The 25,847-nt window shown below is 71.3% G+C and carries 23 protein-coding genes and 1 pseudogene; 12 read left to right on the forward strand and 12 right to left on the reverse strand.

What is annotated here, in order from left to right; genetic code table 11:
• Positions 1 to 104: 104 nt before the first annotated feature.
• A complete protein-coding gene (locus tag ACZ499_RS16680; RefSeq protein WP_468675692.1) occupies positions 105 to 2,108 on the reverse strand; it encodes a serine/threonine-protein kinase in 2,004 nt (667 codons plus the stop codon).
• 248 nt (positions 2,109 to 2,356) lie between these two features.
• Between ACZ499_RS16680 and ACZ499_RS16685 the strand changes: the two genes are divergently transcribed.
• Positions 2,357 to 3,454 carry a serine hydrolase domain-containing protein gene (locus ACZ499_RS16685; protein WP_468675695.1) on the forward strand — a complete coding sequence of 366 codons (1,098 nt, stop codon included), beginning with the start codon at positions 2,357 to 2,359 and terminating at the stop codon, positions 3,452 to 3,454.
• Here the strand turns inward: ACZ499_RS16685 and ACZ499_RS16690 are convergent.
• Positions 3,451 to 5,157, reverse strand: coding sequence for a glycerol-3-phosphate dehydrogenase/oxidase (locus ACZ499_RS16690; RefSeq protein WP_468675696.1), 1,707 nt, complete (start codon positions 5,155 to 5,157; stop codon positions 3,451 to 3,453). The two genes, ACZ499_RS16685 and ACZ499_RS16690, sit on opposite strands and share 4 nt — an antisense overlap.
• A gap of 219 nt (positions 5,158 to 5,376) precedes the next feature.
• On the opposite strand from ACZ499_RS16690, the gene ACZ499_RS16695 reads away from it, so the two are divergent.
• Both ACZ499_RS16695 and ACZ499_RS16700 read left to right on the forward strand, forming a co-directional pair.
• On the forward strand, positions 5,377 to 6,621 hold the full coding sequence (locus ACZ499_RS16695) for a nucleotide sugar dehydrogenase (RefSeq protein ID WP_468675698.1): 1,245 nt from the start codon (positions 5,377 to 5,379) through the stop codon (positions 6,619 to 6,621).
• A gap of 109 nt (positions 6,622 to 6,730) precedes the next feature.
• Positions 6,731 to 7,216 carry a hypothetical protein gene (locus tag ACZ499_RS16700; RefSeq protein ID WP_385546962.1) on the forward strand — a complete coding sequence of 162 codons (486 nt, stop codon included), beginning with the start codon at positions 6,731 to 6,733 and terminating at the stop codon, positions 7,214 to 7,216.
• Between the two features lie 94 nt (positions 7,217 to 7,310).
• Here the strand turns inward: ACZ499_RS16700 and ACZ499_RS16705 are convergent, their stop codons facing one another.
• From ACZ499_RS16705 to ACZ499_RS16720, 4 genes are all read right to left on the reverse strand, one after another.
• A complete protein-coding gene (locus ACZ499_RS16705; protein WP_468411310.1) occupies positions 7,311 to 8,435 on the reverse strand; it encodes a GuaB3 family IMP dehydrogenase-related protein in 1,125 nt (374 codons plus the stop codon).
• Between the two features lie 131 nt (positions 8,436 to 8,566).
• Positions 8,567 to 10,072: an IMP dehydrogenase gene (guaB, locus tag ACZ499_RS16710; RefSeq protein WP_468675699.1), complete on the reverse strand. Its 1,506-nt coding sequence runs from the start codon at positions 10,070 to 10,072 to the stop codon at positions 8,567 to 8,569.
• Between the two features lie 245 nt (positions 10,073 to 10,317).
• On the reverse strand, positions 10,318 to 10,893 hold the full coding sequence (locus tag ACZ499_RS16715; RefSeq protein WP_371654246.1) for a sigma-70 family RNA polymerase sigma factor: 576 nt from the start codon (positions 10,891 to 10,893) through the stop codon (positions 10,318 to 10,320).
• 255 nt (positions 10,894 to 11,148) lie between these two features.
• Complete coding sequence (locus ACZ499_RS16720) at positions 11,149 to 11,760, reverse strand: response regulator transcription factor (RefSeq protein ID WP_003948568.1); 612 nt, start codon at positions 11,758 to 11,760, stop codon at positions 11,149 to 11,151.
• 406 nt (positions 11,761 to 12,166) lie between these two features.
• Between ACZ499_RS16720 and ACZ499_RS16725 the strand changes: the two genes are divergently transcribed.
• Positions 12,167 to 12,499, forward strand: coding sequence for a WhiB family transcriptional regulator (locus tag ACZ499_RS16725; protein WP_468675702.1), 333 nt, complete (start codon positions 12,167 to 12,169; stop codon positions 12,497 to 12,499).
• Positions 12,500 to 12,704: 205 nt separating this feature from the next.
• Here ACZ499_RS16725 and ACZ499_RS16730 read toward each other — a convergent pair whose 3' ends face one another.
• Positions 12,705 to 13,601 carry a LysR family transcriptional regulator gene (locus tag ACZ499_RS16730; protein WP_371654245.1) on the reverse strand — a complete coding sequence of 299 codons (897 nt, stop codon included), beginning with the start codon at positions 13,599 to 13,601 and terminating at the stop codon, positions 12,705 to 12,707.
• Positions 13,602 to 13,683: 82 nt separating this feature from the next.
• Here ACZ499_RS16730 and ACZ499_RS16735 point away from each other — a divergent pair, with 82 nt between their 5' ends.
• Together ACZ499_RS16735 and ACZ499_RS16740 are read left to right on the forward strand one after the other, a co-directional pair.
• Complete coding sequence (locus tag ACZ499_RS16735; protein ID WP_468675705.1) at positions 13,684 to 14,364, forward strand: MOSC domain-containing protein; 681 nt, start codon at positions 13,684 to 13,686, stop codon at positions 14,362 to 14,364.
• Between the two features lie 49 nt (positions 14,365 to 14,413).
• Positions 14,414 to 15,187 (forward strand): SDR family NAD(P)-dependent oxidoreductase, encoded by a 774-nt coding sequence (locus ACZ499_RS16740; RefSeq protein WP_468411302.1) that lies wholly within the window; start codon positions 14,414 to 14,416, stop codon positions 15,185 to 15,187.
• Here the strand turns inward: ACZ499_RS16740 and ACZ499_RS16745 are convergent.
• On the reverse strand, positions 15,150 to 15,530 hold the full coding sequence (locus ACZ499_RS16745) for a hypothetical protein (RefSeq protein ID WP_468675707.1): 381 nt from the start codon (positions 15,528 to 15,530) through the stop codon (positions 15,150 to 15,152). The two genes, ACZ499_RS16740 and ACZ499_RS16745, sit on opposite strands and share 38 nt — an antisense overlap.
• Positions 15,531 to 15,594: 64 nt before the next feature.
• On the opposite strand from ACZ499_RS16745, the pseudogene ACZ499_RS16750 reads away from it, so the two are divergent.
• The 3 genes and pseudogenes from ACZ499_RS16750 to ACZ499_RS16760 all read left to right on the forward strand — a co-directional run.
• Positions 15,595 to 16,230, forward strand: a pseudogene (locus tag ACZ499_RS16750) (carbohydrate ABC transporter permease); the annotation flags it as partial.
• 62 nt (positions 16,231 to 16,292) lie between these two features.
• The gene (locus ACZ499_RS16755) at positions 16,293 to 17,321 is read left to right on the forward strand and encodes a hydroxyacid dehydrogenase (RefSeq protein WP_468675709.1); all 1,029 of its coding nucleotides are present in this window, start codon (positions 16,293 to 16,295) and stop codon (positions 17,319 to 17,321) included.
• A gap of 104 nt (positions 17,322 to 17,425) precedes the next feature.
• Complete coding sequence (locus ACZ499_RS16760) at positions 17,426 to 18,118, forward strand: ester cyclase (RefSeq protein WP_468675711.1); 693 nt, start codon at positions 17,426 to 17,428, stop codon at positions 18,116 to 18,118.
• Positions 18,119 to 18,269: 151 nt separating this feature from the next.
• Here the strand turns inward: ACZ499_RS16760 and groL are convergent, their stop codons facing one another.
• Positions 18,270 to 19,898 (reverse strand): chaperonin GroEL, encoded by a 1,629-nt coding sequence (gene groL / locus ACZ499_RS16765; protein ID WP_468411298.1) that lies wholly within the window; start codon positions 19,896 to 19,898, stop codon positions 18,270 to 18,272.
• Positions 19,899 to 20,012: 114 nt separating this feature from the next.
• Positions 20,013 to 20,321: a co-chaperone GroES gene (groES, locus tag ACZ499_RS16770; RefSeq protein WP_344075001.1), complete on the reverse strand. Its 309-nt coding sequence runs from the start codon at positions 20,319 to 20,321 to the stop codon at positions 20,013 to 20,015.
• A 393-nt stretch (positions 20,322 to 20,714) separates the two neighbouring features.
• On the opposite strand from groES, the gene ACZ499_RS16775 reads away from it, so the two are divergent.
• Entirely contained in the window at positions 20,715 to 22,136 is a 1,422-nt protein-coding gene (locus tag ACZ499_RS16775; protein WP_468675811.1) for an FtsW/RodA/SpoVE family cell cycle protein, read from the forward strand.
• 684 nt (positions 22,137 to 22,820) lie between these two features.
• On the opposite strand, the gene ACZ499_RS16780 is transcribed toward ACZ499_RS16775, so the two are convergent.
• Entirely contained in the window at positions 22,821 to 23,765 is a 945-nt protein-coding gene (locus ACZ499_RS16780; RefSeq protein WP_468675713.1) for a polysaccharide deacetylase family protein, read from the reverse strand.
• 83 nt (positions 23,766 to 23,848) lie between these two features.
• Here ACZ499_RS16780 and ACZ499_RS16785 point away from each other — a divergent pair, with 83 nt between their 5' ends.
• Together ACZ499_RS16785 and ACZ499_RS16790 are read left to right on the forward strand one after the other, a co-directional pair.
• Complete coding sequence (locus ACZ499_RS16785) at positions 23,849 to 25,063, forward strand: class I SAM-dependent methyltransferase (RefSeq protein ID WP_468675715.1); 1,215 nt, start codon at positions 23,849 to 23,851, stop codon at positions 25,061 to 25,063.
• 4 nt (positions 25,064 to 25,067) lie between these two features.
• On the forward strand, positions 25,068 to 25,490 hold the full coding sequence (locus ACZ499_RS16790; RefSeq protein ID WP_468675717.1) for a hypothetical protein: 423 nt from the start codon (positions 25,068 to 25,070) through the stop codon (positions 25,488 to 25,490).
• Here the strand turns inward: ACZ499_RS16790 and ACZ499_RS16795 are convergent.
• Positions 25,474 to 25,839, reverse strand: a complete 366-nt coding sequence (locus ACZ499_RS16795) for a hypothetical protein (protein ID WP_385544814.1) — start codon at positions 25,837 to 25,839, stop codon at positions 25,474 to 25,476. The genes ACZ499_RS16790 and ACZ499_RS16795 overlap by 17 nt on opposite strands.
• Positions 25,840 to 25,847: the final 8 nt, after the last annotated feature.

Raw genomic sequence — 25,847 nt, forward strand, 5'->3', positions numbered from 1 at the left:
CGCCTCCCCACAGCGCGCTGTTCCCCCGAACCCGTCAATTCCGGTCGATTACCGGCCCATTGTGGCTGCGTACGGTCCGCGAGCTCTCACGATACGTGGCCTGCTCAGTCCTTGGGGCTGAACGTGTCGAACGCCGTCTTGCGCAGCGTCGCGCACGCGTCGGCGTCCCACTCGGCCGTCTTGCAGGTGACCATGATGGCGTAGCCGTGCGACCCGTCGACCTTGAAGCCGCGGTTGAGTATCCGTACCCGCTCGCCGCTCTGGTCCCGCTCGAACTGCCAGTCGGCGACCGTCGGGTACCCCTTGTAGTCGACCTTCTGGATGCCCAGCAGGTGGTAGTTACTGCTGCTCCCGGCGACCGCGCCGGCGAGCTCCAGCCAGGCCCGCCGGGCGTCGTCGGTCGGCTTGGCGTTGAAGTCGACCTGGATGCGCGGGAAGCCGCCGTTGGCGCTGTATATGCCGCCGGAGTTGGACCCGGCTATGCCGGTGCGGTGGAACCCGGCGGGCATGGCCATGGAGAAGTGGAAGTCGGCGTCGGTGACCGTGGAATACCCGCTGGGCAGCCCGGCGCCCGCCCCGTTGCCCCCGGAACCGGAACCGGACCCGGAACCGGACCCGGGCCCGGGGGTCTGGGGGGATGTGGAGGTCCTGCCGCCGCTCTGGCCCTGGGTCTGGGTCTGCCCCTGTCCCTGCTGCTGGCCGTTGCCCTGACCGGTGCCCTGGGCGCCGCCTGTCTTGCCCTTGCCGCTGCCGTCGCCGCCCGCGGTGGCGCCGCTCGACGCCTTGTTGTCGCTCTTGCCGCCCTTGCCCTTGTCGTCATCGCCGCCGCTGAACGCGACCGCGAGCACGGTCCCGAGCACGGCCAGCGCCGCCACGACCGCGATGATCACCAGCGTCCGGCGCGGGACGACATCGGTGAGCGGGGCCCGCACCGGCGCGGGCGGCCCGGACGGCGCCGACGGCGCGACGGACGCCGACCCGGCGGAGTCGAGCGGCTTGGCGGCCGTCCTGGCCGCCGCCTTGTCCTTCGCCTTCTCCTTGGCCGTGGTCTGCGCGGCCGCCGCCGCGTTCCGCACGGACTTGAACGCGCCGCGCATCCGGTCGGCGGCCGCGTCGGCCACCTCCTTGGCCTTGGCACCCGCGTCGCCCTTGGGCTCGCCGGGCACGGGGGGCAGCGCGACGACGCGGGTCACCTCGGACGACACCGGCTGCGCCCGCACGGTCTGCTCCGGGGCGTGGAGCACCTCGGTGAGCAGCGCACGCGCCGCCTCGTTGTCGAGCCGCTGCTCGGGGTCCTTGGCGAGCAGCCCGTAGATGACCTTCTCCAGGAGCGGTCCCGCGTTCGTCGGCGGGTCCACCGGCTCGGTCATCACCGCGGTGAGCGTCGCGATCGCGGAGCCCTTGTCGTACGGCGGGACGCCCTCCACGCACGCGTAGAGCAAGCCGCCCAGCGACCACAGGTCGGCGGCCGGGCCGGGCTTGTGGCCGCGGGCGCGCTCCGGCGAGATGTACGAGGGCGCGCCGACGAGCATGCCCGTCGAGGTGATGGACGGGTCGCCCTCGACCTGGGCGATGCCGAAGTCGGTGAGCACGACCCGGCCGTCCTCGGCGATCAGCACGTTGGACGGCTTCACATCGCGGTGCAGGATGCCCTCGCGGTGGGCGGAGCGCAGCACGTCGAGGATGGCGAGCCCGACCTCCGCGGCCCGGCGCGGCGTCAGCACCCCGTCCTCGCGCACAGCTTCGGCGAGCGACTTGCCCTCGACGAGCTCCATGACGATCCACGGCCGGTCGTCCTCGTCCACGACGTCGTAGACCGTCACCGCGCTGGTGTTGCGGATCCGGGCGATCGCCTTGGCCTCGCGCAGGGTGCGCGTGATCAGCCGGCGCTTCTCCTCGTCGTCGATGCTGCTGGGAAAGCGCAGCTCCTTGACGGCGACGGTACGGCCCAGCGTCTCGTCGACGGCACGCCAGACCGTACCCATGCCTCCACGGCCGAGCACATCCCCGAGCCGGTACCGATCGGCCAGGAGCCGGCCCTCGGCTTTACCGCCGGACTCCTTCCGCTCGTCCCGCTGGGGCTCCCGCGACTGCTCCGCCTCCGACATGCGTCCCCTCTGCGATCCCTGATCCGCGCCCGCACCGACCGCGTCCCGGCCGACGGTTCCCCGCAACTTGCCTCGTGAGGCGGCCCGGTTCACCGCTCCGACCTGCTTCTCCTGCCGGGGGTCCGGGGGTTGGCCCCCGGGGGAGCGGCACCCGCCCTGGCAGAGCGTCCATTGTCTCTCACGTCGGGACCAATGATTGTCCCGGGTCCGCCGTCCGCCAAGATGGCTCCGGAAGGGGGACCACCACCATGCCGACACTCCGGGCACTGCTCGCCGTGCCCCTGACCGTGGCGCTCTGCGGTCTGGGCACGCCGATGCTGCCGGGCGAGCCGGGCCGCCCGGACCACGCCGGCCTGAAAGACCCGCAGGCCACAGCGCTGGCACGGCTGATCGACGGTACGGGCGCCCCGGCCGCCGCGCTGCTCACCGACGACGGCCACCGCTCCCGCTTCGGCACGGCCGGATCCGGGCTCGGCCGCGACGACCGCTTCCGGGCGGGCAGCGTCACCAAGTCCTTCGTCGCGACGGTGGTGCTCCAGCTCGCCGCCGAGGGCAGGCTGCGCCTCGACGACCCGGTGGAACAGCATCTGCCGGGCCTGATACGCGGCCATGGAAACGACGGCCGCCACCTCACCCTGCGCTCCTTGCTCTCCCACACCAGCGGTCTGTTCCCCTACACGGCCGACAGCACCGTCCCGGTTCCACTCACCCCCTCACAAGCCGTCCGCACCGCGCTCGCCCACTCCCCCAGGCCGCTCGGTACCTACGCCTACTCCAACACCAACTACGTCGTCCTCGGCATGGTCGTTCAGCAGGTCACCGGCCATACGTATGCCACCGAGGCCGAACGCCGCATCATCACCCCCCTCCGTCTCACCGGCACCTCCTTCCCGGGTGCCCGCACCACGCTCCCCACCCCGCACAGCCGCGCGTACTCCCCCGACGGCCGCGACGTCACCGACCTCGACCCGCGCCGGGCCGGCGCCGCCGGTGAACTCATATCGACCCTCGCCGATCTGAGCCGCTTCTACGCGGCCCTGCTCGGCGGTGCCCTGCTGCCCGCGCCCCAGCAGCGCGAACTGCTCGACACCGCCGCCACCCACGGCGTCTACGGCCTCGGTGTCTACCCGCAGCGGCTCTCCTGCGGCCTCACCGTCTGGGGCCACAACGGGCATATATCCGGCAGCCTGGTCCGCGCGGCGGCCACCGCCGACGGCCGCCACACCGCCGTTTTCCGCATCAACACGGACATCGCCATCAGCCCCTCCCTCGAACTCTCGCTACTCGACGCCGAGTTCTGCCCGACTGTCCGCCAGGGCTTGTCCGTCGCCCCGGTTTCTCCCTAGATCGGCACGATGTCCGGCGCCCCCAGCCGCGCCGCGTCCGCCGTCAGGTCGTCCGGCTGGCGCTGCGACTCGCGCTCCGCCTCCACCCTCTTCTCGTAGTGCTCCACCTCCTTCTCGATCTGCTTCTTGTCCCAACCGAGGACCGGCGCCATCAGCTCCGCGCACTCCCGGGCCGACCGCGTGCCCCGGTCGAAGGTCTCGATGGAGATCCGGGTGCGCCGGGTCAGGACGTCATCGAGGTGGCGGGCGCCCTCATGCGAGGCGGCGTAGACGATCTCGGCCCGCAGATAGTCCTCCGCCGCGCCGAGCGGCTCCCCCAGCGACGGGTCGGCCACGATCAGCTCGATGAGGTCCTCGGTCAGCGATCCGTACCGGTTCAACAGGTGCTCCACGCGGACCACATGGATCCCGGTGCGCGCGGCGATCCTCGCGCGCGCGTTCCACAGCGCCCGGTAGCCCTCCGCGCCGAGCAGGGGCACGTCCTCGGTGACGCAGTCCGCGACCCGCTGGTCCAGGCCGTGCACCGCCTCGTCCACCGCGTCCTTCGCCATCACCCGGTACGTCGTGTACTTGCCACCGGCGATGACCACGAGGCCCGGCACCGGGTGCGCCACCGTGTGCTCGCGGGAGAGCTTGCTGGTGGCGTCCGACTCCCCGGCGAGCAGCGGACGCAGGCCCGCGTAGACCCCCTGGACGTCGTCCCGGGTCAGAGGCACCGCGAGTACCGAGTTGACGTGTTCGAGGAGGTAGTCGATGTCCGCGCTGGAGGCGGCGGGGTGGGCCTTGTCCAGGTCCCAGTCCGTGTCGGTCGTGCCCACGATCCAGTGGCGCCCCCAGGGGATCACGAAGAGCACCGACTTCTCGGTGCGCAGGATGAGCCCGGTCGTGGAGTGGATCCGGTCCTTGGGCACCACCAGATGGATGCCCTTGGAGGCCCGGACGTGGAACTGGCCGCGCTCGCCGACCATCGCCTGGGTGTCGTCCGTCCACACCCCCGTCGCGTTGACGATCTGTTTGGCGCGGATCTCGTACTCCCCGCCGCCCTCCACGTCGCGCACCCGCGCCCCGACCACCCGCTCACCCTCGCGCAGGAACCCGGTCACCCGGGCCCGGTTGGCGGCCTGCGCCCCGTAACTCGCGGCCGTCCGCACCAGTGTGGCCACGAAGCGGGCGTCGTCCATCTGCGCGTCGTAGTACTGCAGCGCCCCGACCAGCGCTTCCCTCTTCAGGCAGGGCGCGACCCGCAGCGCGCTGCGGCGGGATAGGTGGCGGTGGACCGGCAGGCCCCGGCCGTGGCCGGACGAGACCGACATCGCGTCGTACAACGCCACGCCCGATCCCGCGTACCACCGCTCCCATCCCTTGCGCTGGAGCGGGTAGAGGAACGGCACCGGTTTCACCAGGTGCGGGGCGAGGCGCCCCAGGAGCAGTCCGCGCTCCTTCAGCGCCTCACGGACCAGCGCGAAGTCCAGCATCTCCAAATAGCGCAGCCCGCCGTGGATCAGCTTGCTCGACCGGCTGGACGTGCCCGAGGCCCAGTCCCGCGCCTCGACGATGCCGGTCGAGAGCCCTCGGGTCACGGCGTCCAGCGCGGTGCCCGCGCCGACCACCCCGCCGCCGACGACCAGCACGTCGAGCTCGCGCTCTGCCATCGCGGCGAGCGCCTCGGCGCGCTGCACCGGTCCCAGTGTCGCTGTCCTCACGGATGCCTCCCGTTGATCGGGGTGGTCTGGCTCACACACTCGATTCTGGACGCGACCACCGACATCGGCCACCGCCTGTGGACAACACTCGGGCAACCCCGGGCCCGCAATACGGCATAACGGTCATATTTACTCTTAGTCTGACATTGCGTCCGCCTGTTCTGTCCACAGGGCTTGCGCGCCATGTCCCCTCCGGTTATGGGAAGGACGGTCACCCGGATGCCCGCAGACCTCGCTGTCATCGGACTCGGCCACCTCGGCCTGCCCCTCGCCCAGGCCGCTGCCGCCGCCGGCATCGAGACCGTCGGCCATGACACCGACCCCCGCGTCCTCGCCGAACTCCGCGCGGGCCGCCCCCCGGTCGACGGCGCCCTGACCGCCGCCGAGCTGCGCCGGATGCTCTCGGGGGGCTTCAAGACCGCCACCGACCCGGCCGAGCTCGGCCGGGTCCGTACCGCCGTGATCTGCGCCCCCACCCCGCTCGGCGCGGACCGGACCCTGGACCTCGGCGCCGTCGCCGACGCGGCCCGCACGCTCGCGGCCCGGCTGCGCCCGCACACCACGGTGATCCTGGAGTCCGCCGCCTACCCCGGCACCACCGAGGACTTCCTGCGCCCGCTGCTCGAAGAAGGCTCGGGGCTGCGGGCCGGGCGCGACTTCCACCTCGCATACTCCCCCGGCCGCCTCGAACCCGGCAGCCGCACCCACGGCTTCGCCACCACCCCCAAGGTCATCGGCGGTCTCACCCCCGCCTGCACCGAGTCCGCCGCCGCGTTCTACGGCCGGATCACCGACAAGGTCGTCCGCGCGCGCGGCACCCGCGAGGCCGAGATGGCCAAGCTCCTGGAGACCAACTACCGCCAGGTCAACATCGCGCTGGTCAACGAGATGGCGGTGCTCTGCCACGACATGGGCGTGGACCTGTGGGACGTGATCCGGTGCGCCGAGACCAAGCCGTTCGGCTTCCAGCCGTTCCGCCCGGGTCCGGGCGTCGGCGGCCACGGCGTGCCGCTCGACCCGACCCCGCTGCCATACACGGGCCTGCGGATGGTGGGGCTGGCCCGGGAGATCAACGCGCACATGCCGCAGTACGTCATCCAGCGCTCCACCACGCTCCTGAACGAGCACGGCAAGTCCGCCCGGGGCGCGCGCGTACTGCTGCTCGGCGTCACCTACAAGCCCGACCTCGCCGATCTGGAGGGCTCCCCGGCCGCCGAGATCGCGGGGCGGCTCATCGACCTCGGCGCGGCGGTGAGCTACCACGACCCGTACGTCCCGGACTGGCGCGTGCGCGACCAGCCCGTACCGCGCGCGGACTCGCTCTACGAGGCCGCCGCCCACGCCGACCTCACGGTGCTGCTCCAGCAGCACCGCACGTACGACCTCCAGGGGCTGTCGGTCAAGGCCCAACTACTGCTCGACACCCGCGGCGTCACGCCCGGGGGCGCCGCGCACCGACTCTGAAATCCGGCCTCCGCCGCACTCGGCCGGTTGCTACTCTTCGGGTCGCCCGATCGCACAGCCGTGCGCATTCACGGGCTCGTGCGTTCACTTACCTCGGGGGGATCCGAAGATGAGCCAGTCCTTTCCGCCACCGCAGCAGCAGCCCCAGCCGGAGTTCCCGGGCTTCGCGCCTGTCCCGCCGCCGGCCCCGGTCCGCGACAACTTCGCCGGCGGGCTGATCACCGCGATCGCCGCCGCCATCGTCTGCGCGGGCGTCTACGGCGCGATCGTCGGCGCCACCAAGCACGAGATCGGCTACGCGGCCGTCGGTGTCGGCTTCCTGATCGGCTGGGCCTCGGGCAAGGTCGGCGGGCGCAACCCCGCCCTGCCGGTGCTCGGCGCGGTCCTCGCCCTCGGCTCCGTCTACGCGGGCCAGCTGGTCGGTGAGGCCATCCTCATCTCCAAGCACTTCCCCGTCAGCCTCTCGGAACTGCTGTTCCAGCACCTCGACGTCGTGAACGAGGCCTGGAAGTCCGACGCCGACCCGATGACGTTCCTGTTCTTCGCGATCGCCGCGGCCGCCGCGTTCTCCGGCGCCAAGAAGGCCGCCGCGTAACCGCCGTACACGCGAGAGGGCCCGGACCGTCGAACGGTCCGGGCCCTTTCACTTACGTACTACGTACGTGGGAGACGTACGCGCACGGCGGGCGTCAGCGCTTGTGCTGCGCGTCCGCCACCGTCACCTCGACGCGCTGGAACTCCTTGAGCTCGCTGTAGCCGGTGGTGGCCATCGAGCGGCGCAGGGCGCCGAAGAAGTTCATCGAGCCGTCCGGGATGTGCGACGGGCCGGTGAGGATCTCCTCGGTGGTGCCCACGATGCCCAGGTCGACCAGCTTGCCGCGCGGCACGTCCTCGTGGACGGCCTCCATGCCCCAGTGGTGGCCCTTGCCGGGCGCGTCCGTGGCGCGGGCCAGCGGGGAGCCGATCATCACGGCGTCGGCGCCGCAGGCGATCGCCTTGGGCAGGTCGCCGGACCAGCCGACACCGCCGTCCGCGATCACGTGCACGTACCGGCCGCCGGACTCGTCCATGTAGTCACGGCGGGCCGCGGCCACGTCGGCGACGGCGGTGGCCATCGGGACCTGGATGCCGAGCACGTTGCGCGTGGTGTGCGCGGCGCCGCCGCCGAAGCCCACCAGGACGCCGGCCGCGCCGGTGCGCATCAGGTGCAGGGCCGCGGTGTACGTGGCGCAGCCGCCGACGATCACCGGGACGTCCAGCTCGTAGATGAACTGCTTGAGGTTGAGCGGCTCGGCCGCGCCCGAGACGTGCTCCGCCGAGACGGTCGTGCCGCGGATGACGAAGATGTCGACGCCCGCGTCCACGACGGCCTTGGAGAACTGCGCCGTGCGCTGCGGCGAGAGGGCGGCCGCGGTGACCACACCGGAGTCGCGCACCTCCTTGATGCGCTGCCCGATCAGCTCTTCCTTGATCGGGGCCGCGTAGATCTCCTGGAGGCGGCGGGTGGCGGCGTCCTCGTCCAGCTGGTCGATCTCGTCGAGCAGCGGCTGCGGGTCCTCGTACCGGGTCCACAGGCCTTCGAGGTTGAGCACGCCCAGACCGCCGAGCTCACCGATGCGGATCGCGGTCTGCGGCGACACGACCGAGTCCATCGGGGCGGCCAGGAACGGCAGCTCGAACCGGTAGGCGTCGATCTGCCAGGCGATCGAGACCTCCTTCGGGTCCCGGGTGCGCCGGCTCGGGACGATGGCGATGTCGTCGAACGCGTACGCCCTGCGGCCGCGCTTGCCGCGCCCGATCTCGATCTCAGTCACGTTGTGTGGGCCTTTCCCTCTACGTCTGCGGTCCCAGTATCCCCGACATGTGTGTCCCCGACATACGGGCGAGGGGCGGCCCCGGAAATCCGGGGCCGCCCCTCACTCGGTTCACGCGCGCGTGGGCGTGGTCAGCGCCTGGTGTAGTTCGGCGCCTCGACCGTCATCTGGATGTCGTGCGGGTGGCTCTCCTTGAGGCCCGCCGAGGTGATCCGGACGAACCGGCCGTTCGTCTGAAGCTCCGGTACGGTCCGGCCGCCGACGTAGAACATCGACTGGCGCAGACCGCCGACCAGCTGGTGGACGACCGCGGAGAGCGGGCCGCGGTAGGGCACCTGGCCCTCGATGCCCTCGGGGACCAGCTTCTCGTCGGAGGCGACGCCCTCCTGGAAGTAGCGGTCCTTGGAGAAGGACTTGCGGTCGCCGCGGGACTGCATCGCGCCGAGCGAGCCCATGCCCCGGTAGGACTTGAACTGCTTGCCGTTGATGAAGAGCAGCTCGCCCGGGGACTCCTCGCAGCCCGCCAGGAGCGAGCCGAGCATCACCGTGTCGGCGCCCGCGACCAGGGCCTTGGCGATGTCGCCCGAGTACTGCAGGCCGCCGTCGCCGATGACCGGGACGCCTGCGGCCTTGGCGGCGACCGAGGCCTCGTAGATGGCGGTGACCTGCGGGACGCCGATGCCGGCGACGACACGGGTCGTACAGATGGAGCCGGGGCCGACGCCTACCTTGATGCCGTCGACGCCCGCGTCGATCAGCGCCTGGGCGCCGTCGCGGGTGGCGATGTTGCCGCCGATGACGTCGACGCCCGCCGCGTTCGACTTGATCTTGGCGACCATGTCGCCGACCAGCCGGGAGTGGCCGTGGGCGGTGTCGACGACGATGAAGTCGACGCCCACCTCGATCAGCGCCTGGGCGCGCTCGTAGGCGTCGCCCGCGACACCGACGGCGGCGCCGACTACGAGCCGGCCGCCCTTGTCCTTGGCCGCGTTCGGGTACTGCTCGGCCTTGACGAAGTCCTTGACCGTGATGAGGCCCTTGAGGATGCCCGCGTCGTCGACGAGCGGCAGCTTCTCGATCTTGTGGCGGCGCAGCAGCTCCATCGCGTCCACACCGGAGATGCCGACCTTGCCGGTGACCAGCGGCATCGGGGTCATGACCTCGCGCACCTGGCGCGAGCGGTCGGACTCGAAGGCCATGTCGCGGTTGGTGACGATGCCGAGCAGCTTGCCCGCCGGGTCGGTGACCGGCACGCCGCTGATGCGGAACTTGGCGCACAGCTCGTCGGCCTCGCGCAGCGTCGCGTCCGGGTGGACCGTGATCGGGTCGGTCACCATCCCGGACTCGGAGCGCTTCACCAGGTCGACCTGGTTGGCCTGGTCCTCGATCGAGAGGTTGCGGTGGAGGACACCGGCGCCGCCCTGGCGGGCCATCGCGATGGCCATGCGCGCCTCGGTGACCTTGTCCATCGCCGCGGACAGCAGCGGGACGTTCACCTTCACGTTCTTCGAGAGGTACGAGGAAGTGTCGATCTGGTCGGGCGCCATGTCGGACGCGCCCGGCAGCAGCAGCACGTCGTCGTACGTCAGCCCGAGCATCGCGAATTTGTCGGGCACTCCGTCGACGTTTGCAGTCATGACACCTTCCCCATGGCCTTGATCGGTGCGGATGTCCATGCTAACGGGCTGGCGCGGTGTCTCATTCCATGAACAAGATCAACCGAATTCTTTGGACGTTCACACGTACGTGAGGTGAGGTGAGGCTGAGCGCGCGAAAGCGCGGCTGCGCGCGCGTGACGGCGCGAAGTTGCGCGTCCGGCGGCCCCCGCGCACCGGATGCATCAGCGCGCAACCCCGGTGGCATCACGGCCCACCGGGTGACGTCACTGCTCGGCGAGCGCCCTCAGACGGCTGAGCGCCCGGTGCTGGGCGACCCGGACCGCGCCCGGCGACATCCCGAGCATCTGGCCGGTCTCCTCGGCGGTGAGGCCGACGGCGACCCGCAGCACCAGCAGTTCGCGCTGGTTCTCCGGCAGGTTGGCGAGCAGCTTCTTGGCCCACGCGGCGTCGCTGCTGAGCAGTGCGCGCTCCTCGGGGCCCAGCGAGTCGTCGGGCCGCTCGGGCATCTCGTCCGAGGGCACCGCCGTGGAACCCGGGTGGCGCATCGCGGCCCGCTGAAGGTCGGCGACCTTGTGCGAGGCGATGGCGAACACGAAGGCCTCGAAAGGCCTGCCGGTGTCCCGATAGCGCGGCAGTGCCATGAGCACGGCGACGCAGACCTCCTGCGCGAGATCCTCCACGAAGTGGCGAGCATCACCCGGCAGACGGTTCAGCCGGGTGCGGCAGTAGCGCAGTGCGAGCGGATGAACATGGGCCAGAAGATCATGCGTGGCCTGTTCGTCGCCGTCGACGGCACGGTGAACGAGTGCACCGATCACCGTTGGCTCGTCGTCGCGCATCGATCCATGGTGCCCCGGCGTCGCAGAATCCGTGGCACCGCGTCCATAGTTGTGCACCGAAGCGTTATGAGCAGGTGCGCCGGAAGTCATCTCCTGCGCCCTCCCCTCCCGCTCGACCGACTCGTCCCCGAGGAACTCCACACCTTCAAGGATGCGGCATCGCGCGCGAAGCGTCACACGCCGCTCCACGGAGCAGGGGGTCGGACCCGTCCGCCGACGACGGACGGGGATCCGGCCGACCACTCCGCGGGCAGGTCAGCGCACCAGCCCCCAGCGGAAACCGAGCGCCACGGCGTGCGCCCGGTCCGAGGCGCCGAGTTTCTTGAACAGCCGCCTCGCGTGCGTCTTCACGGTGTCCTCCGAGAGGAAGAGCTCGCGCCCGATCTCGGCGTTGGACCGGCCGTGGCTCATGCCCTCAAGCACCTGGATCTCGCGCGCGGTGAGCGTGGGCGCCGCGCCCATCTCGGCCGAGCGCAGTCTGCGCGGAGCCAGCCGCCAGGTCGGATCGGCGAGCGCCTGCGTGACGGTCGCGCGCAGCTCCGCGCGCGAGGCGTCCTTGTGCAGATAGCCCCGGGCCCCGGCGGCGACGGCGAGCGCCACCCCGTCGAGGTCCTCGGCGACCGTCAGCATGATGATGCGGGCGCCGGGGTCGGCGGACAGCAGCCGCCGGACGGTCTCCACGCCGCCCAGACCGGGCATGCGTACGTCCATCAGAATGAGGTCCGAGCGGTCGGCACCCCAGCGGCGGAGGACTTCCTCGCCGTTGGCCGCCGTCGTCACACGCTCGACGCCCGGCACGGTCGCTACCGCACGTCGGAGCGCCTCTCGGGCAAGCGGGGAGTCGTCGCAGACGAGGACGGATGTCATGGCCGCCCTCCGCAGCTGATGCGCGTCACCTTGAGCCTCCAGGCTGGTTACGTATCGTCACCTGTGCGATTGACGCTCTCGGACACCTGCCCGAGCGCTTGTTCTTTCAACCGCTCCGCACTCTCAACGACGGTCACTCGAAAGAGTTACGGGTCAGACGGGGGCCTTCGGCACTCTACGTGAGGAAGCGTGTGCGCCGGGCGCACATCAGGGGTTGCCCGTCCTACGCCCGGAGGTATGCCCCATTTAGCGGCTTTTCTTCCCTTTTTCTGGTGTCTGTGGCTAGATTCGCAATGAGTCATATTTACATCTACTTACACCGTAGATGTACGTTCGTCGGTACACCCCAGTGATCCGGGGTACCCGGCCCATCCGCTTCAGGCACGGCTTCAAGGGGACATGAGCAATGGCAGATTTCTCCCGCCTTCCCGGACCCAACGCCGATCTGTGGGACTGGCAGCTCCTCGCCGCATGCCGCGGGGTCGACAGCTCCCTCTTCTTCCACCCGGAGGGCGAACGCGGCGCGGCCAGGAGTGCGCGCGAGAACTCGGCGAAAGAGGTGTGCATGCGCTGCCCGGTGCGCGCCCAGTGCGCGGCGCACGCCCTGGCGGTCCGCGAGCCCTACGGAGTGTGGGGCGGACTCACGGAGGACGAGCGCGAAGAGCTGATGGGCAGGGCGCGCCACCGGCTGGTGACGGCGGCGAGCGCGGGAGCGCCGGGCGAGCGGGGCCACGGCTGACGCAGGCCGTGCCGGAATTCGCAGAAACGTTCCTGCGCCGTATGGCGCAGCACCGGACATCAGCGCCGGACAACAGCACCCAAGACAACATCGCCGAGCATCAGCGGCGGGGCAGCAGCGCGGAGGCATCCTTGAGGAGGCCGCAGGAGGGCCACGGGAGGCCGCTTCCCGCGGCGGTGACGCGCACCCGGACGCCCGCCACCGCTCAGTTGCGGGCGGCGGCTCCAGCCAGCTGGTCCAGGGTGGCCGCGACGGCCGGGACCCTGGCCAGATCGGGCAGCGTGAGCGCGACGATCTCGCGCTCCACAGCGGGCTCCACCGTGACCGTACGGGCTCCCTTGGGGCGCACCGAGGCGATCGCCAGCTCCGGCAGCACCGCGACCCCGAGCCCCGCCCCGACCAGGCCGATCACCGCCGGGTAGTCGTCCGTGGCGAAGTCGATGCGCGGGGTGAAGCCGGACTCCTCGCAGACGTCGACCAGTTGACGCCGGCAGCGCGGGCAGCCCGCGATCCACGGCTCGTCGGCGAGGTCGCGGATGTCGACCGTGCCGCTCTCGGCCAGCCGGTGGCCGTCGGGGACGAGCCCGACCAGGCGGTCGATCAGCAGCGGCCGTACGACGAGGTCGTCCCACTCCTCCGCGGTGGCCGCCCCGTACCGGAAGGCGAGCGCGATGTCGCAGTCGCCCTCGCGCAGCATCTCCACCGAGCGCGGCGGCTCGGCCTCGACCAGGGAGACCCGGGTGCCGGGGTGGGCGGCGCGCAGCGCGGCCAGCGCGCTGGGCACCAGGGTGGAGGAGCCGCTGGGGAAGGAGACGAGCCGGACCCGGCCCGCGCGCAGGCCCGCGATGGCCGCGACCTCCTCCTCGGCGGCGGTGAGGCCCGCGAGGATGCCGGAGGCGTGGCGCACCAGGACCTCGCCGGCCTGGGTGAGCCGGGTCTCGCGGCCGGTGCGGATGAGCAGCGGGGTGCCCGCGGACGCTTCGAGGGCCTTCATCTGCTGGCTGACGGCGGGCTGGGTACAGCCGAGCTCGCGCGCGGCAGCCGAGAAGGAGCCGGTGGCGGCGACGGCGCGCAGGACGCGGAGATGACGGGCCTCGATCACCCTCCGAGCATAAGGGGTGCTTGGGTATCTCGCGCGATGTTGCGTAGCTGCTTTGAGACAGTTGGGGTTAGCGTTGCGCCTCATGAAACTTCTGTCTGTGAACACGGGGCGCGCCACGGTCGTCGGGTACACCGACGCCGAGGGCGGTCTCACCGGCATCGGCAAGCGCCCGGTGGAGGGCTCCGTACGGATCTTCCGGCCCGGCCCCAAGGGCGTGGGCGCCAGCGGTGTCGCGGGCGACGACGTGTGCGACAGCCGCCATCACGGCGGCGACCACCAGGCCGTCTACGCCTACGCGCGCGAGGATCTCGACGCCTGGGAGAAGGAGCTGGGCCGCGAGCTGCCGGGCGGGATCTTCGGAGAGAACCTCACCACGTACGGCATCGACGTCAGCGACGCCCGGATCGGCGAGCGCTGGCGGATAGGCCCGGACGTGGTCCTGGAGGTCTCCTGCGCGCGCATTCCCTGCCGTACGTTCGCGGGCGCCCTGGACGAGCAGGGGTGGGTCAAGCGGTTCACCCAGGCCGCGGCCCCCGGCGCCTACCTCCGGGTGATCGAGGAGGGCGAGATCCGCGGGGGCGACGCGATCGAGGTCGTCCACCGGCCCGCGCACGAGGTGTCGGTGGCGTTCTGGTTCCGCGCGTTCACCACCGAACGGGAGCTGATGCCGCACACCCTTGCGGCGGGCGAGGCGATGGCGCCGGAGTCCCACGACAAGGTACGTAAGTACCTGGAGCAGCAGGCCGGCCGGCGGGCTTCCTGACCGGACAGGGCGTCACACCGCTGTCACGTCTGGGCATTAACGTGCGCGTATGACGACTGCACTGATTACGGGAGCGACGGCGGGCATCGGGGCCGCGTTCGCGCGGCAGCTGGCCAGGGACGGGCACGATCTGGTGCTTGTCGCCCGCGACGACAAGCGGCTGCGGGAGCAGGCCACCGAGTTGCACGACCGGCACGGCGTGGAGGTCGAGGTGCTGTCCGCCGACCTGTCCACGGAGGACGGCATCGCGGCGGTCGAGGCGCGGCTCGCGGAGCGCCGCAAGCCGGTCGACCTGCTGGTCAACAACGCGGGGTTCGGCAACAAGGGCCGCTATCTGGACGTGTCCATGGCCGACGAGCTCAAGATGCTGAAGGTGCACATCGAAGCGGTGCTGCGGCTGACGTCGGCCGCGACCGAGGGCATGCGCGAGCGCGGGCGCGGCGGGGTCGTCAACGTCGCCTCGGTCGCCGCGTTCGTGCCGCGCGGGACCTACGGCGCGTCCAAGGCGTGGGTCGTGCAGTTCACCCAGGGCGCGGCGCGCGACCTGGCGGGGTCGGGGGTGCGGCTGATGGCGCTGTGCCCGGGCTTCGTCCGGACGGAGTTCCACCAGCGGGCCGGGATGGGCACCGACAACATCCCCGGCTGGCTGTGGCTGGACGCCGACAAGCTGGTGTCGGCGGCGCTCTCCGACCTCGCGCGCGGGAAGACGCTGTCGATCCCGGACCCGCGCTACAAGGCGCTGATGGGTGTGGTGAAGCTGGCCCCGCGTGGTCTCCTGGGCGGGGTCACGTCCCGGACGGGCCGCAAGTACGGCCCGCAGTGAGGCGACTGCCGTCACCGGGCGCGGGCTCGGCGGCGTTGCCGTCGACTGCGAGCTCGGCCGTGGCGCCGTCGGGCCAGGTCACCCGGACCGTGTGACCTTCGACCCGGATACGCGTGACCAGGTCGGACAGCGGGACCGGGTGCTCCTCTCCCGTGAGCGAGGCGAGCGCGACGAAGAGGGACGGGCCGTCCCCGGTCGCCCCGTCGAGCACGGCCACGTGTGAGCGCGGGCCGAACAGCGTGGACCCGGCGGCCACTACGCGCGCGTGGGACTCGTACCCCTCGACGGCATGCGACTGCCCGGTCTCGTCCGGGCGGGTGACGACCCACCCCGTCTGGCGCACCCGGGTGCCGGGCGGGGCGCCGTCGACCAGGTGGGCGCGGACCTCGGCGCGGCCGTGGACGAGTTATCTGCGCTGGTACCTCAACTCCCTGCTGTACGCGGGCGGGGGCGCTCTCGTCTGCGCGCTGATCAGCGTCGCCGCCGGGTGCGCCTTCGACAAGTACCGCTTCCGCAAGGAGAAGCTGTTCGGGGTGGTCCTGCTCGGCGCGCTCGTGCCGTCGACCGCGCTCGCGCTGCCGATGTATCTGCTCGCCAGCAAGGCGGGGCTGGTCAACACCTACTGGTCGGTGCTGGTCCCCGTCCTGGTGAACCCCTTCGGGGTCTACCTCTCCCGGGTGTTCAGCGCGAGCCATATCCCCGACGAGGCGCTGGAGGCGGCGCGGATCGACGGGGCCGGCGAGCTGCGCGCCTTCTGGTCGATCGGGCTCCGGATGGTCATGCCCGGGTTCGTCACCGTGTTCCTCTTCCAGTTCACCGCGATCTGGAACAACTTCTTCCTCCCCCTGGTGATGCTCTCGGACCAGAAGCTCTTCCCGCTGAGCCTCGGTCTGTACGCGTGGAACTCCAACACCCACGCCGAGCCCGCCTTCTACCCCCTCGTCGTCACCGGCTCCCTCGTCGCCGTCCTCCCCCTCGTCGTCGCCTTCGTCGCCCTCCAGCGGCACTGGAAGGCAGGCCTCACGGCGGGCAGCGTCAAGTGACCGGACGGACGCACAGCCGGTTACCCATGGACAACGCCCCCGTGAGGAGCCCGAGTTCCACCATGCACCACGCCACTGACAACCGCCCCGCCGTCCTCCTCGCCATGGGCCCCGGGATCGCCGAGCGCCTGCTCGCCGAGCGGCACCGCGCCCGCCTCGCCGCGCTCGCCCGTACCGACCCGTACCTCGTCGCCCATGAGCTCGTCGCGCCCGCACGGGCCGTGGCGGCGGCGCTGGCCGAGGCCGAAGTGCTGCTGACCTGCTGGGGCGCGCCGCCGCTCACCGCCGAGGTGCTGGCCTCGGCGCCCCGGCTGCGGGCCGTCGTGCACGCCGCCGGGTCGGTGAAGCACCACATCACCGAGGCGTGCTGGGAGCGGGGCCTCGCGGTGACCTCGGCGGCGGCGGCCAACGCGCTGCCGGTCGCCGAGTACACGCTGGCCGCGATCCTCTTCGCGGGCAAGCGCGTCCTGGCCTCGGCCCAGCGGTACGCGGAGCTGCGCGCCCCGCACGACTGGCTGCGCGAGGGTGACGGCATCGGGAACTACCACCGGACGGTCGGCCTGGTCGGCGCCTCCCGGATCGGCCGCCGGGTGATCGAGCTGCTGCGCCCCTTCGACTTCCGGGTCCTGCTCCACGACCCGTACGTAGCTGCGGCCGAGGCGGCCCGGCTGGGCGTCGAGCTCGTCGCCCTGGACGAGCTGTGCGCCCGCAGCAGCGTCGTCTCCGTCCACGCGCCGCAGCTCCCGGCCACCGAGCGCATGATCGGCGCCCGTCAGCTGGCCGCGATGCCGGACGGGGCGACGCTGGTCAACACCGCGCGCGGCTCCCTGGTGGACGGGGCGGCTCTGCTCGGCGAGCTCCTCTCCGGCCGCCTCCATGCCGTACTGGACGTCACCGAGCCCGAACTCCCGTCCCGCGAGAGCCCGTTGTACGACCTGCCCAACGTCCTGCTGACCCCGCACATCGCCGGGTCGCTCGGCAACGAGCTGCACCGGATGGCGGACCTGGCGCTGGACGAGGTGGAGCGGTTCGCGGCCGGGACTCCGTTCGCGGACCCCGTCCACGCGGCGGCCCTGCGCCACTCGGCCTGAGCGGGCCCGGCTCGGCCGCCCCACACCAGATCGGTCAAATCACACTAAAATGGACGCATCTCACCTGGCCCGCAGCACAGGGAACCGCAGCACCGGGAGACGCCATGAAATTCGCACAGATAATCGACTTCAAGACCGAGCACTTCGACGACCTGGACCAGCTCATGGACCGGTGGGTCGAACAGACCAAGGGCAAGCGGACCGCCACCCGCGGCCTCATCGGCAAGGACCGCGCCGACGGGTCGCACTTCGTCGAGGTCGTCGAATTCCCCTCGTACGACGAGGCCATGGCGAACTCCAAGCTCCCGGAGACGAACCGTATCTTCGAGGAGATGGTGGCTCTCTGCGACGGCATGCCCACCTTCACCGACCTCGATGTGGTCCGCGACGAGCAGTTGAACGCCGCAACCGTCCGCCGGTTCTTCCACGAGATCGCCGTCGGGGGCAACCTCGACGCCGTCAACGAGGTGTTCGCGGCCGACTACGCCGACCACGACATCATCAAGGACGAGGAGACCGTCGTCGGGGCCGACGTCATCCGCAGCGACGTCAGCGGGTGGCGGGAGGCGTTCGACTTCACCTTCTCGCTCGACCGGCAGATCTGCGAGGGCGACGACGTGGTGACACTGTGGACCTGGACCGGCACCCACAAGGGCGATTTCATGGGCATCGCGCCCACCGGCAAGGTGTGCACCATGACCGGCACCACGGTCTTCCGCTGCAAGGACGGCAAGATCCAGGAGGGCTGGTGGCACGAGGACGCGCTGGGCCTGATGAAGCAGCTCGGAGCGGTCTGAACCTCGGAACGGCCTGAACCTCGAAACGGTCTGAACCTCGCAGCGACCTGAGCCTCGGAGCGCTCCGACCGACGCCGAAGGCCCCCGTCCCCGGGAATCCCCGGGGACGGGGGCCTTCACGCGTCGTACGACGTCAGCGCGTCACAGCAGGTCAGTGGCTGTGGCCGTGACCGTGGCCGTGACCGGCGTCGCCCTCGTCCTCGGCCGGCTTCTCGACGACCAGGGTCTCGGTCGTGAGCAGCAGGGAGGCGATGGAGGCGGCGTTCTCCAGGGCGGAGCGCGTCACCTTGACCGGGTCGATGACGCCGGCCTTGACCAGGTCGCCGTACTCGCCGGTGGCGGCGTTGAAGCCGTTGCCCTTCTCCAGCTCCGCCACCTTCGAGGTGATGACGTAGCCCTCAAGCCCGGCGTTCTCGGCGATCCAGCGCAGCGGCTCGACCGCGGCGCGGCGGACGACCGCGACACCCGTGGCCTCGTCGCCGGTCAGGCCGAGGTTGCCCTCCAGGACCTTGACGGCGTGGACGAGCGCGGAGCCACCACCGGAGACGATGCCCTCCTCGACCGCGGCGCGGGTCGCGGAGATGGCGTCCTCCAGACGGTGCTTCTTCTCCTTCAGCTCCACCTCGGTGGCGGCGCCGACCTTGATCACGCACACGCCGCCGGCGAGCTTCGCGAGGCGCTCCTGGAGCTTCTCGCGGTCCCAGTCGGAGTCCGTGGACTCGATCTCGGCCTTGATCTGGTTGACGCGGCCGACGACGTCCTCGTGGCTGCCGCCACCGTCGACGACGGTCGTGTCGTCCTTGGTGATCGTGACGCGGCGGGCCGAGCCCAGCACGTCCAGACCGGCCTGGTCGAGCTTGAGGCCGACCTCCTCGGCGATGACGGTGGCACCGGTGAGGGTGGCCATGTCCTGCAGCATCGCCTTGCGGCGGTCGCCGAAGCCCGGGGCCTTGACGGCCACGGCGTTGAACGTGCCGCGGATCTTGTTGACGACCAGGGTCGACAGGGCCTCGCCCTCGACGTCCTCGGCGATGATCAGGAGCGGCTTGGAGGCGCCGGCCTGGATGACCTTCTCCAGGAGCGGCAGCAGGTCCTGGATCGAGGAGATCTTGCCCTGGTTGATCAGGATGTACGGGTCGTCGAGGACGGCCTCCATACGCTCCTGGTCGGAGACCATGTACGGCGAGAGGTAGCCCTTGTCGAAGGCCATGCCCTCGGTGAACTCCAGCTCCAGGCCGAAGGTGTTGGACTCCTCGACGGTGATGACACCGTCCTTGCCGACCTTGTCCATCGCCTCGGCGATGAGCTCGCCGACCTGGGTGTCCTGCGCGGAGAGCGCGGCCACGGCGGCGATGTCGGACTTGTCCTCGATCGGACGCGCGGTGGCGAGCAGCTCCTCCGAGACGGCCTTGACGGCCGCGTCGATGCCCTTCTTCAGGGCGGCCGGGGAGGCGCCGGCGGCGACGTTGCGCAGGCCCTCGCGGACCAGCGCCTGGGCCAGCACGGTGGCGGTGGTGGTGCCGTCACCCGCGATGTCGTTGGTCTTGGTCGCCACCTCCTTCACGAGCTGGGCGCCCAGGTTCTCGTACGGGTCGTCGAGCTCGACCTCGCGGGCGATCGTGACACCGTCGTTGGTGATGGTGGGGGCGCCGAACTTCTTGTCGATGACGACGTTGCGGCCCTTGGGACCGATCGTCACCTTCACAGTGTCGGCAAGCTTGTTGACGCCGCGCTCAAGGGCGCGACGGGCGTCCTCGTCGAACTTCAGGATCTTCGCCATGGGAGCGGTTCAGCCCTCTCGGAAACTCGGTGATACGAAAACTGCGCCCCTCGCCGCCCGGCTGTCAGCGGGGCGGCCAGGGGCGCAGCTCAGAAGCATTCGCTTCGAGATGAATTACTTCTCGATGATCGCGAGCACGTCGCGGGCCGAGAGGACGAGGTACTCCTCGCCGTTGTACTTCACCTCGGTGCCGCCGTACTTGCTGTAGAGCACGACGTCGCCGACGGAGACGTCGAGCTCGACGCGCTTGCCGTCCTCGATCCGGCCCGGACCCACGGCCAGGACGACGCCCTCCTGGGGCTTCTCCTTGGCGGTGTCCGGAATGACCAGGCCGGAGGCCGTGGTCTGCTCGGCGTCGAGCGGCTGGACCACAATGCGGTCCTCGAGCGGCTTGATGGCAACCTTGGAGCTGGCGGTCGTCACGATCCGGTCTCCCCCTTCGGAGATCTCACGGGGTTAACTGTTTGGGTGGCGACCAGGTGGATCCGTCGTCGCGGGTGCCGGACCTGCCCGTCGCTGTGTTGGCACTCTCCAGTGGGGAGTGCCAGACCTGAGACTAGGACGGCGATTAGCACTCGGTCAAGCGGAGTGCCAAGCCGACGGCTGTGGCGACCGGATTTCGCAGGTGCGGCGCGGCCTCTTCGCCGGGGCGCCCGACTCCCCCTTCGAGCCCCCTCCGAGCCCCCCGGCCCGGGCCGACGGCGAATTCACCCATCTGGTTCGCCCCTGCCCCTGTGGACTTCGCGACACGGCTCGTTTCGGAAAAACCGTCGCCATCCAGACGAAAGGGTCCCTAGGGTCGGGCCGATGAGGACGATGCGTACGGGTACGGGAACAGGGCCCCGCACGGACGGCGACTTCGACGACGGCCACGGTGAGGCCGGGCCGGGACGGGCGCTCGCGTCCGCCCGCCGCCGCACCGAGGCGCTGCTGCTGGCGCTGGTCGTGGTCGTCACGGTCGGCGGCCACGCCTGCGTGTCGGCGGCGATGACGGGCGGGCTGCCGCGCGCCACGGCCGAGTTCGCGGTCAGCATGACGCTGATGTCACTGGCCGGGCATCTGACCGTACGCAGGTTCGCGGCGTACGCGGACCCGCTGATCCTGCCCCTCGCGGTGCTCCTGTCCGGACTGGGCCTGGTGCTGCTCTACCGGCTCGACCCGGCGTACGCGAAGGCGTTCAAGTCGGCGCCCACCGCGTCGGGGCAGCTGGTGTGGACGGTCATCGGGCTCGCGGGCTGCCTGCTGACCGTGGTGCTGCTGCGCGACCACCGGCGCCTTCAGCGCTACATATATGTCTCGATGGCGGTGGCGCTGATCCTCCTGATGGCACCGTCGTTCTTCGGGGCGGACACGTACGGCGCCAAGCGGTGGGTCTATCTCGGCCCGTTCTCGCTCCAGCCCGGCGAGTTCGTGAAGATCATGATCACGGTGTTCTTCGCGGGCTATCTGGTGGTCCACCGCGACTCGCTGGCGCTCACCGGCCGCAAGGTCCTGGGCGTCCGGCTGCCGCCGGGCCGCCAGATGGCGCCGCTGGTGGCGATCTGGGTGCTGAGCCTGCTGGTGCTCGTCTTCGAACGCGACCTGGGCACGTCGCTGATCTTCTTCGGGCTCTTCGTGGTCATGCTGTACGTGGCGACCGAGCGCACCAGTTGGGTCGTGTGCGGGGTGCTGCTGGCGGCCGCCGGGGCGTACGTCGTCGGCTCGACCGAGCCGCACGTCAAGGGCCGGATCGTGGCCTGGCTGCACCCCTTCGACGTCTTCCTGCCGCTGGATCAGCGCCCGCCCGGCCTGGTCTCAGACCAACTGGCGCAGGGGCTCTTCAGCTTCGGCAGCGGCGGGATGACCGGCACGGGCCTCGGCGAGGGCCACCCCGAACTGGTCGGCTTCGCGGGGCGCAGCGACTTCATCCTGACCACGGTCGGGGAGGAGCTGGGCATGGCCGGGGTGATGGCGGTGCTCCTGCTGTACGGACTACTGGTCCAGCGGGGCCTGCGGACGGCCCTGGCGGCCCACGACGCGTTCGGCAAACTCCTGGCGACGGGTTTGGCGGCGGCGCTGGCGCTCCAGGTGTTCGTGGTGGTCGGCGGGGTGACCGGCCTGATCCCCCTCACGGGCAAGGCACTTCCGTTCCTGGCCAAGGGGGGATCGTCGCTGGTGGCGAACTGGGTGATGATCGCGTTGCTGATCCGGGTGAGCGATGGGGCGGGGAGGCGGCGGGCGTCTGGGGGTGCGGGGTGAGGCGTCTGCGGGATGTCTGTGGCTGGTCGCGCAGTCCCTCCGGGGGGTGCGGGGTGAGGCGTCTGCGGGATGTCTGTGGCTGGTCGCGCAGTTCCCCGCGCCCCTGAGGGGGATGCGGAGCTCGGGCCGGGCGGGCTCCCGGGGAGCGTGTTCTTTCTCTGCGGGCGGGTGGGGGCTGGTCGCGCAGTTCCCCGCGCCCCTTAAGGCAGAAGGGGGCTCGGGGCATCCAGCCCCTCCGGGGTGCGAGGAGCTGGGCCCGGCCAGATTCAGCCCGTCCCGGCGTGCGAAGGAGCTGGGCCCGGGCAGAACTCAGCCCCTCCGGCGTTTGAGGAGCGGGGTCCGGGGCGGAGCCCCGAGAGCGGGGGCCGGGGGCCGCGCCCCCGGGCCAGGTAGCCCACCCACCCCCGTGCCGGGGGCCGGGGCGGAGCCCCGAAGCGGGGAGCAGGGTGCCGCAGGCCCCGCCAGAGGTGCAGGCCCCGCCAGAGGTGCAGGCCCGCCAGGGGTGCAGGGGGGGGCGCCCCCCGCCAAAACCGGGTCCGGGGGGACGCCCCCCGGGTACCGGGGGCGCAGCCCCCGGGAGGCCCACCTCAGCCCCCACCCACCCCCGGAGGCCACGCGGCGGAGCCGCACATGTCACAGCGGGAACGGGCGGGGTGGGGGAAACCGCCCCCGCCCCCACGGGCATCAGACGTAATCCTCCAGCCTGGCCACCGCATACCCCTTGTCCGTGATGACCTTCATGACCTGCCTGATCATGTCCGGCATCGTCCCCTTCCAGTCCTCCCGCCCCCGGAAGTGCGTGAGCACAATGTCCCCGGGATGCAGATCCCGGTCCCACTCGCGCCACTCCATGTGGTCGGGGAACGCCTCCGCCGCCCACAACGGCACGGCCTTGACGCCGCACGACTGGGCCGCGCGCAGGGTGTCCTCGTTGTAGTTGCCGTACGGCGGCCGGAAGAGCCGGGGCCGCTTGCCCGCCCATTTCCCGATCTTGTCCTGCTGGTCGCAGATCTCGTGCCGCTGCTCCTCGTACGAGAGCGCGGGCATATAGCGGTGGTTGAGCGTGTGGTTGTTGAGCGTGACGCCCAGGCCCTGCATCCGCTTGAAGTACGGGTAGTCGGTGCGTACGAGATAGTCGCTGAGGAACGCGCTGTACGGGATGCGCAGTTCCCGCATCATCTTCAGCAGCGCGGGGTCCTTCTCGGCCCCGTCGTCGATGGTGAGGAAAACGATCCGGTCCTTGGTCGGCACGGTCGTGAACACGGGCGGCAGGGAGTCACCGCCGTCCGTCTCGAAGCCGGGCCGGTTGGTGATCTTCGGTTTGACGGCGGGCGGGGCGGGCGCGGCCAGCGGCACCTTGGCCAGTTTCCACTTCTTGGCGGCGACGACGCGGGCGGCCTGGGCCTCCTTGAGGTGGGCGGAGTAGCCGGCGAGGGCGCGGGCGGCGTCGTTCTCGTAGGCCTGCGGCCCGGCGGCGGCCTTGTCGCCGTGCCCGGGCCGGCCGGTGGGGGTGTCCTCGGCGGCGCACCCGGAGGCGAGCGCGGTGGCGACGAGCCCGGCCACCAGAACGAGCGGCGCTTTCGGCACACCACCGCGCCTGAAGTCTTCCTTTTGTCGTACGAGCTGCATGGCGCCGCATCCTGTCAGCGCGGGGCGGTATACCGGAGGCGACACCCGTCACCGGACGCGCACCGTCCCCCGCCTGGCCCACAATGGGGCGGGTGAACGACCTCGACACCTTCCGCACCCTGCTCACCCCCGAGGGCACGGGCCTGCTGGACTCGCTCCGCGACTACGACCCGTCCCAGGAGCTGGCGGTGGCGACCCGGCTGCGCCGGACGTACGCCCCCGAGCTGGTCTCGGCGGCCCTGGCCCAGGCGCGGCTGCGGCAGCGCGCGGTCGCGAAGTTCGGCGCGGACGACGCGTACCGGATGTTCTTCACGCCCAACGGCGTCGAGCAGTCGACGCGCGCGTCGGTGGCCGCCTACCGCGCCCGGGTCTTCGCCGCCCAGGGCGTACGGGGCGTGGCCGATCTGTGCTGCGGCATCGGCGGCGACGCGCTGGCCCTCGCCCGGGCGGGCATCTCCGTCCTCGCGGTGGACCGCGACGAGCTCACGGCGGAGGTCGCCCGCGCGAACGCTACGGCGCTGGGCCTCGCGGAGCTGATCGAGGTGCGGTGCGCGGACGTGACGGACGTGGACACGTCGGGGTGGGACGCGGTGTTCGTCGACCCGGCACGGCGGGGCGGGCGCGGCCGGATCTTCGACCCCGAGGCGTACTCGCCCCCGCTCTCCTGGGCGGTCGGCGCGGCCCGGAAGGCCCCCTTCGCCGCCCTGAAGATCGCCCCCGGCATCCCCCACGAGTCGGTCCCGCCGGAGGCCGAGGCGGAGTGGATCTCGGACGGGGGCGATGTGAAGGAGGCGGTGCTGTGGTTCGGGGGCGCGCACGCCCCCGCGCACGCCCGTACGCCCGGCACGGTCCGCGCCACCCTGCTCCCGGCCGAGGCCACCCTGCGGGCGCCCGCGCCGCTGCCCGCGCCGCCGGTCGGGCCGGTCGGGCGCTACCTGTACGAGCCGGACGGCGCGGTCATCCGCGCGCACCTCGTCGCCGACATCGTCAGGGCGTGCGACGGCCGCCTCATCGACGAGACCATCGCGTACGTGACGAGCGACGAGCCGTACGATTCGCCGTTCACCACCGCGTACGAGATCACCGACGAACTCCCCTTCAACATGAAGAAGCTGAAGGCGCTGCTGCGGGAGCGCGGGGTCGGCGTCCTGACGGTCAAGAAGCGCGGCTCGGCGGTCGAACCGGAGGAACTGCGCCGCAAGATGAAGCTCCAGGGGCGCGGCTCGGCCACGGTGTTCCTGACACGGGTGGCGGGGGCCCCGACGATGCTGATCGGCCGGCCCGTACGGCAGGGGTGACCCCGTGCAGTCGTACGCGGCGGCCCTGCTCACCGGCGGCCCGGTGGCGCACCTCCTCGATCTGGCCATCAGGGCGCAAGTGCCGCAGGGAACGCTGTCCCTGGACGACGAGATCCGCCGATACGGCCGACTGATCGCCACCTCGCAGACAGCGAGCCACAACTGCCCCGTCCGCACCCCGGCGGCCCTGCTGGACGTCCTCGGGGACCTCCTGGAGCACAACGCCGTCGACGGCGCTCCCCAGGAATTCCGGGAAAGCTGTCGTCGGCCGCCGAAGACACCGACCCGGCGGGGACACCCTGCGGAAGCACGCGTGCCCCGTACCGACAGCGCGGTGACCGACCGGCGTGGGCCCGAGCCCGGCGACGAGACGGCGGGGCCGTCGGCACCCTGGAAGGGGTGGTCCTGGCCTACGCCAAGTCCGTGAGCTCCTCCGCGAACACCTGGGACAGCGGCTGCGGCCCCACGTACTGCTGGCAGTTGCACTGGCCCGACTCGTAGCGGACCGGGTGCTTGGACTCGTCCCACGCGACCGGGACCTCGACGCGCTCGTGGCACTTGCCCTGCTTGTCGTGCTTGGCGAGGTGGTGGGTGCAGCCGCAGACCGGCTCCGGGGGGCGGTGGGCCGCCTCAAGGGCGAGGCGTTCCCGCTTGGCCGCTTCCAGGCGTTCGAGCTTGCGCTCGTGGCGGGTGCGCAGGGCCGTGCGGCCCGTGTCGGCCGCCCAGCCGAAGCCTCCCATCCAGAAGACTATGAGGACCCACCAGTACCATTCCATCTTTGCCG

It is taken from the genome of Streptomyces sp. NPDC031265 (genome assembly GCF_055570295.1).